The 15080-nt window shown below is 60.5% G+C and carries 15 protein-coding genes and 1 riboswitch; of the genes, 12 read left to right on the forward strand and 3 right to left on the reverse strand.

Translation table 11 applies throughout. The features are described from left to right. Window positions 1–70 precede the first annotated feature (70 nt). Window positions 71–182: riboswitch (TPP riboswitch) on the forward strand. A 97-nt stretch (window positions 183–279) separates the two neighbouring features. From thiC to ACI3K0_RS15215, 12 genes are all read left to right on the forward strand, one after another. After that, window positions 280–2115, forward strand: a complete 1836-nt coding sequence (gene thiC / locus ACI3K0_RS15160; protein WP_206826685.1) for a phosphomethylpyrimidine synthase ThiC — start codon at window positions 280–282, stop codon at window positions 2113–2115. Continuing rightward, on the forward strand, window positions 2115–3101 hold the full coding sequence (gene thiO, locus ACI3K0_RS15165; protein ID WP_206826686.1) for a glycine oxidase ThiO: 987 nt from the start codon (window positions 2115–2117) through the stop codon (window positions 3099–3101). Before thiC ends, thiO begins: the two co-directional genes overlap by 1 nt. Next, window positions 3098–3295, forward strand: coding sequence for a sulfur carrier protein ThiS (gene thiS / locus ACI3K0_RS15170; RefSeq protein ID WP_206826687.1), 198 nt, complete (start codon window positions 3098–3100; stop codon window positions 3293–3295). Before thiO ends, thiS begins: the two co-directional genes overlap by 4 nt. A 3-nt stretch (window positions 3296–3298) precedes the next feature. Continuing rightward, complete coding sequence (locus ACI3K0_RS15175) at window positions 3299–4072, forward strand: thiazole synthase (protein WP_206826688.1); 774 nt, start codon at window positions 3299–3301, stop codon at window positions 4070–4072. Continuing rightward, on the forward strand, window positions 4069–4698 hold the full coding sequence (locus ACI3K0_RS15180) for a thiamine phosphate synthase (protein ID WP_206826689.1): 630 nt from the start codon (window positions 4069–4071) through the stop codon (window positions 4696–4698). The genes ACI3K0_RS15175 and ACI3K0_RS15180 overlap by 4 nt, the downstream gene beginning before the upstream one ends. 197 nt (window positions 4699–4895) lie before the next feature. After that, a complete protein-coding gene (locus ACI3K0_RS15185; RefSeq protein WP_206826690.1) occupies window positions 4896–6047 on the forward strand; it encodes an extracellular solute-binding protein in 1152 nt (383 codons plus the stop codon). A gap of 59 nt (window positions 6048–6106) precedes the next feature. Continuing rightward, complete coding sequence (locus tag ACI3K0_RS15190; protein WP_353654203.1) at window positions 6107–6928, forward strand: ABC transporter permease subunit; 822 nt, start codon at window positions 6107–6109, stop codon at window positions 6926–6928. A 1-nt stretch (window position 6929) separates the two neighbouring features. Then, a complete protein-coding gene (locus ACI3K0_RS15195; protein WP_206826693.1) occupies window positions 6930–7754 on the forward strand; it encodes an ABC transporter permease in 825 nt (274 codons plus the stop codon). Between the two features lie 8 nt (window positions 7755–7762). Next, entirely contained in the window at window positions 7763–8797 is a 1035-nt protein-coding gene (locus ACI3K0_RS15200; RefSeq protein ID WP_206826694.1) for an ABC transporter ATP-binding protein, read from the forward strand. A gap of 3 nt (window positions 8798–8800) precedes the next feature. Beyond that, window positions 8801–9637 carry a glycerophosphodiester phosphodiesterase gene (locus tag ACI3K0_RS15205; protein ID WP_404945555.1) on the forward strand — a complete coding sequence of 279 codons (837 nt, stop codon included), beginning with the start codon at window positions 8801–8803 and terminating at the stop codon, window positions 9635–9637. Next, window positions 9634–10443: an inositol monophosphatase gene (locus ACI3K0_RS15210; protein ID WP_206826696.1), complete on the forward strand. Its 810-nt coding sequence runs from the start codon at window positions 9634–9636 to the stop codon at window positions 10441–10443. Before ACI3K0_RS15205 ends, ACI3K0_RS15210 begins: the two co-directional genes overlap by 4 nt. Before the next feature lie 150 nt (window positions 10444–10593). After that, complete coding sequence (locus ACI3K0_RS15215; RefSeq protein WP_404945556.1) at window positions 10594–11070, forward strand: hypothetical protein; 477 nt, start codon at window positions 10594–10596, stop codon at window positions 11068–11070. Between the two features lie 38 nt (window positions 11071–11108). Here the strand turns inward: ACI3K0_RS15215 and ACI3K0_RS15220 are convergent, their stop codons facing one another. The 3 genes from ACI3K0_RS15220 to ACI3K0_RS15230 form a co-directional block, all read right to left on the reverse strand. Further along, the gene (locus ACI3K0_RS15220; protein ID WP_404945557.1) at window positions 11109–12956 is read right to left on the reverse strand and encodes a DUF2264 domain-containing protein; all 1848 of its coding nucleotides are present in this window, start codon (window positions 12954–12956) and stop codon (window positions 11109–11111) included. An 80-nt stretch (window positions 12957–13036) separates the two neighbouring features. Next, window positions 13037–14317: a sugar ABC transporter substrate-binding protein gene (locus tag ACI3K0_RS15225; RefSeq protein WP_183685625.1), complete on the reverse strand. Its 1281-nt coding sequence runs from the start codon at window positions 14315–14317 to the stop codon at window positions 13037–13039. A 31-nt stretch (window positions 14318–14348) separates the two neighbouring features. Then, complete coding sequence (locus ACI3K0_RS15230) at window positions 14349–15080, reverse strand: DUF624 domain-containing protein (protein ID WP_206826699.1); 732 nt, start codon at window positions 15078–15080, stop codon at window positions 14349–14351.

Raw genomic sequence — 15080 nt, forward strand, 5'->3', positions numbered from 1 at the left:
TGAGCCCTCCGATTTCCCGCGGTGCTTGCATCACCTACTTGACCCGCTAGCTCGCCTGTCATAGCCTCATCGCATTCACCAGGGGTGTCCCGTCAAGGGGCTGAGATTCTGCTATCGCGCGCAGTGACCCGTTGAACCTGATCCAGTTCATACTGGCGTAGGGACGGTGCAAAACGCTGCGATAATTCTCAAATCCGTAAACCGGATTCCGTGATCGGCGTTCTTCCATCTTTCCGGCTCTAGGACTGGGTCTCCAACCTTGAAACTTGGAGCCTCACGATGAATATTGCCGCCAAAAATCAAAGCCCGACCGTTACCTCGGGCGCATTTCCGGCTTCCACCAAGATCCATGTTGCGGGCAGGGAATATCCCGATCTCCGCGTGCCGATGCGCGAGATCGCGCTTCACCCGACATCCGGCGAGCCGCCAGTCCTAGTCTATGACAGTTCCGGCCCCTATACCGATCCTGCCCATATCGTCGCGATCGACCAAGGCCTTCCGCGCCTGCGCGAAAACTGGGTTCTTTCTCGCGGCGATGTCGCCCGATACGAGGGGCGGCACGTCAAGCCGGAGGATAACGGTTTTGCCACCGGCGAGCGGCTGACGCCCGAGTTCCCCATCCGCAACATGCCGCTCAAGGCGAATGCAGGCCGGGCCGTCACCCAGCTCGCCTATGCCCGCGCAGGCATCATCACGCCCGAAATGGAATTCATCGCCATCCGCGAAAACATCGGCCGGCAGGCTGCGAAGGAAGCCCTGACGCGGGATGGCGAAAGTTTCGGTGCGCATATCCCGGATTACATCACGCCGGAATTCGTACGCCACGAAGTTGCGGAAGGCCGCGCCGTCATTCCGGCAAATATCAACCACCCCGAAAGCGAACCGATGATCATCGGCCGCAATTTTCTGGTGAAGATCAACGCCAATATCGGCAATTCCGCCGTCACCTCGTCGATGGCGGAAGAGGTGGAAAAGATGGTCTGGGCGATCCGCTGGGGCGCCGATACGGTCATGGATCTTTCGACCGGCCGCAACATTCACAATATCCGCGAATGGATCATCCGCAATTCACCGGTGCCGATCGGCACGGTGCCGCTCTATCAGGCGCTGGAAAAGGTCAACGGCATTGCCGAGGATCTCACCTGGGAGGTCTATCGCGATACGCTGATCGAGCAGGCCGAGCAGGGCGTCGATTATTTCACCATCCATGCCGGCGTGCGGCTTTCCTATATCCACCTCACCGTCAATCGCGTCACCGGCATCGTTTCGCGGGGCGGGTCGATCATGGCCAAGTGGTGTCTGCATCATCACCGCGAGAGTTTTCTCTACGAGCATTTCGACGAGATCTGCGACATCGCCCGCGCCTATGACGTGACCTTTTCGCTGGGCGACGGCCTGCGTCCCGGCTCGATTGCCGATGCCAATGATGCCGCGCAGTTCGCCGAACTGGAGACACTCGGAGAACTAACGAAAATCGCCTGGGAAAAGGATTGCCAGGTGATGATCGAAGGCCCCGGCCATGTGCCGATGCACAAGATCAAGGAGAACATGGACAAGCAGCTGAAGACCTGCGGCGAGGCGCCGTTCTATACTCTCGGTCCGCTTACCACCGATATCGCGCCCGGCTACGATCACATCACCTCCGCCATCGGGGCTGCGATGATCGGTTGGTTCGGCACCGCCATGCTCTGCTACGTCACGCCGAAGGAACATCTGGGCCTGCCGGATCGCGATGACGTCAAGACCGGTGTGATCACCTACAAGATAGCAGCCCATGCCGCCGATCTGGCAAAAGGCCATCCGGGGGCGCAGCTGCGCGACGATGCCCTGTCGCGCGCCCGTTTCGAGTTCCGCTGGGAGGACCAGTTCAATCTGTCGCTCGACCCGGATACGGCGCGGAATTTCCACGACGAGACGCTTCCCAAGGACGCACACAAGGTGGCGCATTTCTGCTCCATGTGCGGGCCGAAATTCTGCTCGATGCGGATCTCACACGATATCCGCGCCGAGGCGCAGAAGGAGGGGCTTGAGGCGATGGCGGCGAAATATCGCGATGGTGGTGATCTCTACATGCCGGTGGAAAACCCATTGGCAAATGCCGGGAGTGAGGCCTGATGTCTCTGTTTCTCGTCAAAGGGGCCGGCGTTGCCGGCCTCACGGTGGCTTATGAACTTCTCAGGCGCGGCGAAGATGTCGATATCGTCGATTATCAGGATACGATCGGGCAGGGCGCATCGCATTTCGCCGGCGGCATGCTGGCGCCCTATTGCGAGCGTGAGGCGGCGGAAGAGATCGTGCTGACACTCGGGCTCGATGCCGCCGATTGGTGGGACAGGGCGGTGCCGGGTGCGGTCATTCGCAACGGCACGCTGGTCGTGGCGCAGCCGCGTGACTTGGCCGATCTCACTCGGTTTGCTTCGCGCACACGCGGTCATGTCTGGCTTGGCAGAGACGAAATCGCCGATCTGGAACCGTCGCTTGTCGGCCGGTTCGACAAGGCGCTGTTCTTCGAAGGTGAGGCGCATCTCGATCCGCGCCGGGCATTGGCAGGGCTGGCAAAGGCGATCCGCAACCATGGCGGACAGTTTCACCTCGGCTGGGGACCGCCGCCCAGGAAAAACTATACCGCCGTTCTCGATTGCACCGGCCCGGCAGCCATTCCCCATATTCCGGGCCTACGCGGCGTGCGAGGCGAAATGCTTTATCTGGAGACCCCCGATGTGGCTCTATCGCGTCCGGTCCGGATGCTGCACCCGCGCCATCCGATCTATGTCGTGCCACGCGACGATCACCGCTTCATGGTCGGTGCAACGATGATCGAGACGGAGGATGACGGGCCGATTTCGGCGCGCTCGCTGATGGAATTGCTGAACGCGGCCTATGCGCTGAATCCTGCCTTCGGCGAGGCGCGGGTGGTGGAAACCGGTGTCGGCATCCGTCCTGCCTTTGATGACAACGTTCCGCGGGTGGTGGAAATGGAAGGCGGATTGGCGATTGCCGGCATGCACCGCCACGGCTTTCTGCTGGCGCCGGCCATGGCGAAAAAGGCTGCTGGCCTGCTTTCCAACGGCTATGCCATTCAGAAGGAACTGACCCTATGAACCTCATCGTCAATGGTGAAACTCAGTCCGTGGAGACGCGCACGCTTGCGGAGCTTCTGGCCGCGCTCGAATACGAGGGCGAATGGCTGGCTACCGCCATCAACGGCGATCTCGTCCATCGCGAGGATCGGGCGGATGCGCGTCTCCAGGAGGGAGACCGGATCGAAATCCTGTCGCCCATGCAGGGAGGATGAACCATGCTGAAACTATATGATGCGGAATTGTCATCGCGCCTGCTGCTCGGCACCGCGCGTTATCCGTCACCGGCCATTCTTTCCGACGCGGTCAAGCGTTCCGGTGCAGGCATCGTCACCGTCTCGCTGCGCCGCGAGACATCCGGCGGCAAGACGGGCGGCGCGTTTTTCGAGCTGATCCGCCAACTGGGTGTTCGCATCCTGCCCAACACCGCCGGATGCCACAGCGCATCGGAGGCGGTGCTGACGGCAAAAATGGCGCGGGAAGTGTTCGGCACCAATTGGATCAAGCTCGAAGTCATCGGCCATCACGACAGTCTGCAGCCGGATGTCTTCGAACTGGTCGAGGCTGCGCGCATCCTCACCGACGAAGGATTTGAGGTTTTTCCCTATACGACGGACGATCTGGTCGTCGGCGAAAAGCTGCTGGCCGCGGGCTGCCGGTTGCTTATGCCCTGGTGCGCGCCGATCGGTTCGGCGGCAGGGCCGCGCAATCCATCGGCGCTTGTCGCCATGCGGGCTGCCTTTCCCGAAATCCCGCTGATCGTCGATGCAGGCCTCGGCCGGCCGTCGCACGCGGCCACAGTCATGGAACTGGGTTACGACGCCGTGCTGCTCAACACGGCGGTTGCCGGTGCGAGCGACCCGCCGGCCATGGCCGAGGCTTTCGCCAAGGCGATAGATGCGGGCCGTCTCGCTTACCTTTCCGGCATGCTGGAGCCGCGCGAGATGGCGGTGCCCTCGACTCCGGTCATCGGCAAGGCGGTATTTTCATGAGGCTCGATCCCTTCTACCTCATCGTCGATAGCGCCGATTGTATCGAGCGGCTGGTACCGCTTGGTGTCAAGCTTGTGCAACTGCGCATCAAGGAAACGCCCGACACCGTGTTGCGCGGGGAAATTCGCCGCTCGAAGGCGATATGCTCGGCGCACGGCTGCCAGCTTGTTGTCAACGATTACTGGCAACTGGCGATCGATGAAGGCTGCGATTTCATCCATCTCGGCCAGGAGGATCTGGCGGAAGCCGATCTCGGAGCCATTCGCCGGGCGGAACTGAAGCTTGGGGTCTCCACCCATGATATCGCCGAACTCGATACGGCTCTTTCCGCAAGGCCGGATTATGTCGCGCTCGGCCCCGTCTGGTCGACCATCCTCAAAAAGATGAAATGGCAGCCGCAGGGCGTCGAGCGTGTTGCCGACTGGAAGCGCCGGATCGGCGATCTTCCGCTTGTCGCCATCGGCGGTATTACCGCCGAGCGCGCGCCGCTTGTGCTTGAGCAGGGTGCGGAAAGCGCCGCAGTAGTGACCGATATCCTGCTCAACGAAAACCCGGAAGCACGCACCCTCGAATGGCTGGCGGCGACGGTCGCGTCGCGACAGAAGTTGGAAGTACAGGTCGGATGAAGGTTTCATGACAGGGCCTGTGCATGCGTGTTCCTGTCAAAACCTGTCATGAAAGCGTTATGGGAGGACAGTAGAAACGGCGCCGATTGGTTCGCACTTGCACGGCTGTGCAGTCGCCGATCAGCGCCGCCTCCGGTCATATTTCGATTGAGTTGGCGGTTCCCAATTTTACTCGCCCGACTGAATCGGAGATAAAGATGAAACGCCGTACTTTTATGATGTCCGCAGCCGGAGCCGCCGCCGGTCTTGCTCTGGCTCCGCGCATGAGCTTTGCCGCCAAGGGCCAGATCGACTGGTACACCAGCTCGGACACCAACATTCTCGATTTCTGGACAAACATTGTTAAGCCCGCATTCGAGGCTGCCAATCCGGGCCTCAAGCTCAACCTCGTCGATGCAGGCGATGGTGCCGGCATCATCGCGATCGGCGAGCGCGCAATCGCCGCCAAGCAGACCAATGCCGATCCGCAGGCCGACTATTTCGAATCCGCCGACGCTCTTCTGCCGGCCGGCGCCATCAAGGCCGGCGTTTACACCAACATCGAGGCTGCCGGTCTTTCCAACTATTCTAAGGTCAATCCGCTTGCCATCGAAAGCGAATACAGCCTGCCTTACCGCGGTTCGCAGGTTCTGCTCGCCTATGACACGACCAAGCTGAAGCCGGCCGATGCGCCGAAAACCTGGGACGCGCTCGTCACCTGGATCAAGGCCAATCCGGGCCAGTTCGTCTATAACCGTCCCGACAAGGGCGGTTCGGGCGGCAATTTCGTCCGCCGCGCCATCCATCAGGCAAACGGCCTCGACCCGAAGGCATTCAAGGTCGACAACTATACCCAGGAATTCGGCGACGAAGCGCTCGGCAAGGCCTGGAAGCTTCTGGCCGATATCGCGCCGCATCTTTACGACAAGGGCGCTTACTCCTCCGGCAACACCCAGTCGCTGCAGCTGCTTTCCCAGGGCGTCGTCACCATGATCCCGGTCTGGTCCGACCAGGTTCTGCAGGCGATCGAGCAGGGCGTGCTGCCGGCTGAAACCGGTCTGGTACAGCTTCAGGATCTGGCGCTTTGCGGCGGTTTTACCCGCTCCGTCGTCATCGAGAATGGTGCAAACCACGAAGCTTCGCTGAAGCTTGCCGATTTCATGCTTTCGGAAGAAATGCAGAGCGCCATCCTCACCGAACTCGGCGGCTTCCCGGGCGTTTCCTGGGATCACGTCTCGGCAGACCTGCGCAAGAAGTTCGCCGACATCATTCCGCAGTCGATCCCGACATTCCCGGGCGGCAAGTGGGAAGCAGCCATCAATGACGGCTGGTATCGCCACGTGGCTCCGAACGTCGACCGCAAGTCGTGAGCGAATTCGTCGAAAGAGCGGTTTCGGTATCCACCGAAACCGCAGCAGGCAGGAGGCCCATCGGCCTCCTGCTTGTCGCCATACCCGTCTATCTGGTGATCTGGCTCGTCATCTGGCCTGCCATCAATGCGATCAGCCGCACCATCTGGCGCACCGATGCCGACGGTAGTTCCAGCTTCGACCTGTCGAGCTACGCCTTCTTCTTTTCCGATCGTTACAGCCTCGACAATCTGGCCGTTACGCTCTGGACGACGCTTGTCTGCGCGGTCCTGCTGCTGGTCATCTGCCTGCCGATCGCGCTGTATCTGCGTTTTTCGCATGGCCGGCTGCCGGCCTATGTGCAGGCCCTCGCCATATTGCCGATGTTCGTGCCGTCGATCATCCTGGCCTTCGCCTTCATCCGCGTGCTCGGCCCCAATGGCATGGTAGATATCCTCTTGAATGCAGTCGGACTGCCAAAGATCCGCACGCCCTATCTCACGCCATGGGGGCCGGTCATCGGTCTTGTGTGGGATAATATTCCGCTGACTGTCCTGATCCTGCTTTCGGGTCTCGGCAGTGTCGCCAACCAGTCCATCGAGGCTGCGCGCGATGTCGGTGCCAATACCATCCGGGTTTTCTGGCACATCATCCTGCCGCGCATTTCCAACTCCATCCTCGTGGCGCTTTCCTTTTCGGTGCTCGGTATCTTTTCGTCCTTCACGCTTCCCTATCTGCTCGGTCCGGCTTCGCCGGAAATGCTCGGCCCCTTCATGCAGCGCACCCTGCGCGATGTGCAGGACCCGATCGGCGCCATGACGCAGGCCGTCGTCGCCTTTGGCTTCTGCATCCTGTTCGGGCTCTTCTATGTGCGCTCCGTCGCCAGAAACCGGGGGAAATGAGATGACCTCGCTTACCCTCAAACGCGCGCGCCTCGACTGGTCCGGCATTGCCTTCGCGGTCATTCTGACGCTGGTCATCATCGGGCCGCTCGTCGTCGTTGCTACCTGGGCCTTTACCGAGGTCTGGCGTTATCCCAACATCATCCCGCAGAAATTCGGCTTCCGTTTCTGGGGCCAGACATTGGGTCGCCCCGACGTCTGGAACGCGCTGACGCTGAGCCTCAAGCTCTCGACGGTGGTGACGCTGCTTTCGGCACTGATCTGCTTGCCCGCTGCTTACGCATTCGCGCGCATGAAATTTCCGGGCAGGGATATCCTCTTCTTCTCCTTCCTTGCCGGCCACGCCTTTCCTAAATTCGGCCTGCTGGTGGCGATCGCCGCGATCTTCCTGCAGCTCAATCTCATCGGCACCTTCTGGGGCGTCGTGCTGATCCAGTTGGTCGGCACGCTGATGTTCATGATCTGGATCCCGGTTGCGGCCTTCCAGGCGGTCGATCGGCGCATGGAAGAGGCGGCCCGTGATGTCGGCGCGAGCCCCTTGCGGGTGTTCTGGTCGATCACCCTGCCGCAGGCGGGACCGACCATTTTCGCCGCCGTGCTGTTGAGCTTCGTCGGCACCTTTTATGAAACCGAAGGCGCGTGGCTGATCGGTGCTCCCGGCATTCGCACCATGCCGGTTCTGATGATCAGCTACATCAACAACCAGATGGTCATCCAGTACGGCGCGGTTCTCTCGGTGCTTCTTTGGGTCCCCTCGTTCATCGCCCTCATGTTCGCCCGTCGCGTTATCGGCGGCGGCGCATTTGCCCGCGGTTTCGGCGGTTAGGAAATATCATGTCCGTTCTTCATATCGCTGAGGTCACCAAGACCTTTTCCGGCGGCACCCATGCCGTCAACAGCTTCTCTCTCGATGTCGCCGATGGCGAACTCGTCTGCCTGCTCGGCCCCTCCGGCTCCGGCAAGTCGACGCTTCTGCGCATGGTCGGCGGCTTCGAACAGCCGACCAGCGGCCGCATCACTATCGATGGCGAAGACGTCACCCATCTACCGCCCGAGCGCCGGCCGACCGGCATGGTGTTCCAGAGCCATGCGCTCTGGACCCATATGAACGTCTTCAAAAACCTCGCCTTTGGTCTCAAGCTGCGCCGCATGCCGGCGGCGGAGATCAGAGGAAAGGTCGAGGCCGTGCTCGAACTGGTCGGCCTCGCCGGTTATGGCGACCGCATGACGAACCAGCTTTCCGGCGGCCAGCAGCAGCGCGTGGCGCTTGCCCGCTCGCTGGTGCTTGAACCGAAAATCCTGCTTCTCGACGAGCCTTTTGCCAGCCTCGACCAGCATCTGCGCGAGCGACTGCGGGAAGAAGTGCGCGATATCCAGCAGCGGCTCCGCATCACCACCCTGTTCGTCACCCACGGCCAGGATGAGGCGCTTTCCATGGCCGATCGCATCGTCGTCATGGCGAACGGCAAGACGGAGCAGATCGGCCGCCCCGATGTCGTCTATCGTGATCCGAAGACGCCTTTTGTCGCAGGTTTCATTGGCACGATGAACCTCGTCGAAGGCGAGGTCACAAACGGCCAGTTCGTGCGTTCGGATTTCACCTTGCTGCTGCCGATCGCAGATGGTCCGGCAACGCTTGCCATTCGCCCCGAAGCGCTCGATCTCACTGCCTCGGACACGCCGAAGGCGACAGTGCATCGTGTGACCGATTACGGTTCGCACGGTCTGGTAGACCTTGATCTTGCCGATGGCACGCGGCTGAAGTCGATGGTAGCCCATCCCGATCTTTTCCGGACCGGGCAGGGCGTCGATCTCAAGCCCCGCGCCGTAGCCGCCTATCGCAACAACCAGCAGATTTTCCGGAGCTGACCCGTGAGCGCACCCATCCATCTTGACCGCGATGGCCATCGCACGGCCATCAAGTGGCATCGCGGCCGTCGCCGTATTTCCGATCCGGTCTTTACCGGCGGGCTTATCGTCGAGGCGATGCGGCTTGGTGCAAGCGTCGAAGTCGATCTCGTCGTCCACGGCGATCACGGTTTTGCGGTCCTGCATGACCTGACGCTGGAGCGTGAGACGACCGGTGAGGGCAAGGTGCGCGACACATCTGCCGCCGCCCTGCAAGAGCTGCATCTGCGCGGCAATGACGGCGAGCCTATCACCGACAAGGTTCTGCTGCTGGAAGATCTCTGCGCGCTTCTCTCAAGCGAGGGCGTGCATCCGGATGCGCTGCTGCAGCTCGATTACAAGGAAAATCTTGAGGCGCTGACCCCGCAGGCGATCGCCAATTTCGGAGAAGGTGCCGCGCCGATTGCCGCGTCGCTCATTCTTTCGGGCGGCGATTTCGACGCCATCCAGGCGCTGGCAAAAGCCGCTCCCGACATCGCCACCGGCTACGATCCCTGTTACGGCGAAAGCCTGGCGCGGCTGAAGGCGACGGGCGATTATTCCGGTTTCATCAAACAGGCGCTGAAGACGGCACCCGATGCCCGGATGATCTATCTGGATTACCGCATCGTCCTTGCCGCCGAAGAGGCCGGTTTCGATCTCGTTGCCCCAGTCCACGCAGCCGGCCGCCGCGTCGATGCCTGGACGATCAATCACATCACCCCTGAAACCATCCGCCAGGTCGAGCGCCTGCTCAAGCTCAAAGTCGACCAGATCACCACAGATGACCCGGAAGGGTTAGCCAAGGCATTCAGTTCATGACAGTCAATTACAGCAAGATCCTCGATCACATGGTCGAAACCGCCCGCGAGGCCGGCGCCCTGACGCTCGAGCATTTCAAGCGGTTTCGCGATATCGAGATCGGCATCAAGGGGCCGGGAGATTTCGTCTCGGACGCCGACAAGCAATCCGAAACGCTGATCCGCGAGCGCCTGCTCAGCCAGTATCCCTGGGGCCTGACCGGCGAGGAATTCGCGCCCGTCGAAGGTTCCGACAGCGAACATCGCTGGCTGGTCGATCCGATCGATGGCACGACGAACTTCATCTATGGCCAGCATTACACGATCACCATTTCGCTGCGCCGTGGCAACGAAACGATGTGCGGGCTCGTCTACAATCCAGTTTCCGACGAGATGTTCACCGCCATCAAGGGCGAGGGCGCCTATCTCAACGGTACGCGGCTCAATGTCAGCGCCTCGACCGATGTGGCGCTGATGTGCGTCGGCACCGGCCTTCCAACGCCGAACCTGTCGCTGCATCCGGGGGCCTATCAGCGCCTTGATGAAATCCGCGCGCCGATCGGTGCGGTTCGCATCGTCGGAAGTGCCGCCAATTCCTGCGCCTATGTCGCTTGTGGCAGGCTGACCGGCTATTACGAGGAGACGGGTTTCGTCGATACGGCAGCCGGTATTCTGCTGGTCCAGGAAGCCGGAGGGATCGTCACCGACTGGTGGGGACGCGGCCCGGAAGTCTTTGAAAAGACAGGCACGCTGATCGTCGCCAATCCGGCGACCCATGCCTACCTCATGGAACGCCTGCGCAGCGCACCGCCCAAGGATGCGGCCTGAAGTGAGGATCACTGGATAGCCGTTCACACCCAAGTGTGTGGCTATTCAGCCCAATTTGCCGACAGCCTATTGCCTGTTTGCGAGCTATGATTATCTCCGAAATATGGGAGATAATCTCGAATACACGGGCTCGATGGCACAGGTGAAGTGATGGCTTTGGCGGCTGCCGTCGCGATCCTGTTGGTGGGGTTGCTGTTTCTCTTCAATCGACGCGCCGCCTATCCGGCGCTGGGCCTGGTTGCGATCATCGGCATTACCGTCGCCATCGCAACCGCGCTGCAACCCTCGACACGCCAGAACACCAGAGAAGCGGTGACGGCAAAGGTGTCGGTCGATCCGGCTAACTGCTCTGATCCGTCAAAACCCATCGTGATCGAATTCCTCAACGGCAATCAGGCGGCGGTTCAGCGGGTGTCCTTCAGCCTTCTGGGGCGGGTAAAGGGCCATTCGTCGGTCGCCTATCGCGGCTTTCTTCGGGACGACACGATCATCGAGCCGGGTCAGGCCGCACTGACCTGCCACGGCCTGCTGCCGCTCGGCTTCGCTCCGCCAAGACCCGCGACCATTACTCCCGAGGACTACGACTGGTCCGTCGATATCTCGCTCGTCGATTTTTCGACGCGCTGATCTCTCCGGACGGAAACCCGGAGAGACCAGTTTCTGGTTCACTCGCCGAACACCGGCACGACCATTCCTTCGCTGCGGAACAGCTGTTCCAGTGCGGTGATGTCGGGGCATTTCGGCGGGTTCTCTAGCAGATCCGCACCGAAATCCGCCTTCGGCAATGCGACGGCCGCCGTTGCAAGCACCGTCGTTCCGGGTGCGATCCCGCCGCGAAGCTGGGGAACCAGTGTCTTGGCATGGATGAGATTGCTGTTGGCAATGGCGCTGATGGCGGTACCGTTGCGCTTCAAGGCCGGCGACAGGTCGAAAATGGCGCTTATATCCGTCTGGCCGTGCCAGACAGCTCGCCCTCCGGATTGTTCGGCACTATCGATATTGAAATCGGCCCGCGGGATGGCAAAGCCTCCTTCGCTTGTCTGCAGCGGGCGCGGTGTGACGATCCGGTGCAGGCGAATGTGCCAGGGATTGGCCGGCAGCAGCCAGGTCTCGACCGTGACATCACCCCATGGTTTCCAGCGGGAATAAAGCTTGTCGCCGGCAATCAATGCCTCTTCCAGCGTTTCACGCATGCGGAAATGCACGCCATCGTCGGAAATGCCCAGCATGCCGTCGAAGCTTGCGGCGACAAAATGCCGGTCGTTGAGTTCGATGTTGAAGCCGTAACGGGTCGAATAGACGAATTTCGAATATTTCTCGTTGGCGCCGAGCATCCTGTCATGGCTCTGGCCGGACGAGAGGATGACCGTGTTGCCCGTCGTATGCATCGCCACCATGCCGGCTTCCTTCAGCGGCACCGGATCGGTAAATTCGGGCGCATCGGTTTCTTCCGCCGCCCAGAACGGATCATCGGCGGACAGCGCCAGCGGCAGGAAGAATTTCAGCGCCCAATAGGGAGATCCGGCCGAGTTATAGCTCTCGCTCATCATCAGGTTCGGATAGCCGTAGCCGATGGAAAGCACACCGTCGCGCTCGGTGATCGGCAGCTCGGACCACCAGCGGATATGGCGCATGTAATAGCCCTTGATCTCGCTCCAGGGCAGCGCCTCGACACCGGCAAAGGCAAGCGCCCCCCAGATGCCGCCGCAGGCAAAACGATAGGTCTGGCTGCGGCCGAAGGCGAGGCTCGCGCCGTCGGGCCCGAACCAGTGGCGGATATCCTTGGCAAATACATGTGCCCGCTCGCGATAGGCGGCAGCGCGTTTGGTATCGTGCTTGGCAATGACCGAATAGATCAGCGCATAGAAATGCAGGGCGAAGGGCACGTAATGATCAGCGCGCTTTACCGGCCCGTCGCGATACCAGCCTTCGCCAAGCCGGAAGGCTTCCACTTCATCGAGATATTTTTCCGTCAGCGAGCGGTCGAAATCGATACCGGCGCGTGTTAGCCCGAGATCGATCAGAACGCGGAAGAATTTCCAGTTATTGTCGACGAATTCCTTGTCGCGCGCCGAAATCAGATAGGCGGCAATCGTCTTCTTCTGTGTCTCGCTCAAAGGCTCCCAGATGAACTGTGGCACCATGGCGATGGCAAAGCCGATCGCTGCAAGTTCCACCTGCCGCTGGTCTGTGCGGGAAACATCGCCCCAATATTCCGGGTGGGAGGGATCCGTGCCGTTTGCCAGACCGCGCCGATAAAGCTCCCAATGTGGAAAGTCATATCCGCCTGCGGCGAGCGGCACGATGCCCCAGAGCGGTCGGGCAAAACCTTCTAGATCGGCCGCAGTGCGATCGAAATGGGCGCCGGTGGCGCTAAGGCGCACGCGTGCTCCACCCTCGGAAAAGTAGGGAAGCAGCGGCTTGAACAGATCCATCACCGCTTTCGCGATGTCATCGCGCGTCTTGAGGGGATTGCCATGAAGCGGATTGGCGCGGGCGGGATCGTAGATCATCGGTCTTCCATTCAATCGGGCATGTGTTCGGGCAAAAGAAAACCCCGCGGCAACCAAGGTCACCGCGGGGGCAGGGAGTGTTACTTGATGGCCTTCACGCCATCGGTCATTTCCTTCAGACCGTCGTCGATCGAGATATTGTCGGTCATCAACGAGTCATGCGCACGGTTGAGGATGACCTCGATACGGGCTGCATTCGGCGTCACGGCCATTTCCAGATAGGACTTGCCGGGTTCCAACGCCGCCTTGCTGGTCGCGTCCTGCGGGAAGCCGTCGAGCGAGGCGATCTTGGCCGTCACTTCCGGCGTACGCACCGTCGGGATCGTGCCGGTCGATGCGATGATCGAGGCGCCTTCCGCACTTGTGACGAACTTGATGAAATCGAGAACGGCTTCCTTGTGGGTGGAATTGCTGTTCACCGAAAGGCCGGAGATCTGTGCTGCGGTCGTGCCGGCAACAACACCTTCCGGATGCGGGAACTTGACGATACCCCAGTTCTTGCTCTTCGATTCACCCGACTTGACCTTGGCGATCTGCGTGCCGACGAACCATGTGCCCATCGGCAGCATGCCGATCGTGCCGTTGAAGAACGGACCCGAATAATGGGTGTTCGAGGTCTTCAGCGTTGCATAGGACGGGACGACGCCGTCCTTCTGCAGTTTGAGCGCCCGCTCGTACCAGGGCTTCAGGAATGAATAATCCGGGCCAGCCAGCGTGTTCTTGCCGTCTTGAATACCGGCCAGTTGAACCGTGGAGCGCCAGGTATGCAGAAGCGCACCATAGGTCTTGTTGACACCCATGCCGCCGGCGAGCTTGGTTGCCGTCTCGTCGAACTGTGCCCAGGTCATGTCATTGGTCGGGTAGGGCACGCCGGCTTTGTCAAAGATGTCCTTGTTATAATAGACGACCCAGAAGTCCGAGCGGAACGGCAGCGAATAGATCTTGCCGTCTACCGTCATTTCTTCGGCCAGACCGCCGAAGGAGGCCGGGTCGATATTGGCTTCCTTCATGTAGGCCGAAAGATCCATGATCGAACCAGCGCGGATGAGGTTCGTGTAATTCGGCACGTCCTTGACAGTGACGATGTCGATGTCCTTCGAACCGCCAGCGAGCTGCGTGGCGATCATCTGCTGATAGTCCTGCGAGCCGAGGTCGATATGCTCGAACTTCACATTGGGTTTCTTGGCCTGATAGGCTTCGATCAGCGGCTTGTAATAGGCAACCTTGTCCCAGTCCCACAGCGCCCAGCGCAGCGTGACGGCGTCACCGGATTGCGCGAGCGCCGCACCTGCGGTGGAAGCCGCAAGGGCCAGGCCCGCCAGAGCGAGCTTCATGCCTCTCCCGAAAGTCTCCAAATACATCCTGTTTCTCCTTCCCTGGATTGTCTCTGGTTCAGATATGCTTTGCGGCTGCCGCCTCTGTTTGAAGGTTGGGCTGTGTCGCAACAGGCAGGGCAAGCACCATCACGGCCGCTCTGTGCGCGGCAAAGGCGATGGCAAACATGCCGAGAGAAAAATTGAGTGTGGCCGGCATGAACACCGACACCGGATAAAATGCGATATGGGCAAGCCACAGGCCCGCCACGAAAAACAGCGCTGCCATCACCGGCAGTGGCCGGATGATCGAAGCGACAGCCGAAAGCTGCAGCAGTTTTTTGGCGGGTATATCGCGCATCACCATCAGGACCAGCAGATGGCATGCGGTGATGCAGAGGAAGAGGGTGACGACGAAAGCGATTGCCAGCGGCACTGCCATCATCAGATTTTCCCGCGCTGCCGATGCGTATGTGGCAACGGCATAACCACCGAGGCCGATGGCTGTAGCAAACAGCAGGCCCCAGATCGTTGCACGCCAGAAATAGCGGCGCAGCGCCTCGAGAAAATCGCGCAGCAGATAGGTGTTACGGTCCTCGACAAAGGCGACGCAGACAAAGGCCATGGCTGCGAGTGCGGCCGGCAGCGGAATGATAAAAAGGGCAGCCAGAATGAACAGGATGTTCAGCTTGACCATCTCCCACCATTCACGGGCAAATGTCTGGCCGAAAAGGGCAAGGCCGGTCTTTTGCGGCGCATTCTTCGGAATGCCCGGCCCTTCCTTCGTCCACATGTCCCGCAGCCACTGCAT

The sequence above is a fragment of the Rhizobium sp. ZW T2_16 genome, assembly GCF_044987325.1.
GTDB classification, from domain to species: domain Bacteria; phylum Pseudomonadota; class Alphaproteobacteria; order Rhizobiales; family Rhizobiaceae; genus Neorhizobium; species Neorhizobium cellulosilyticum.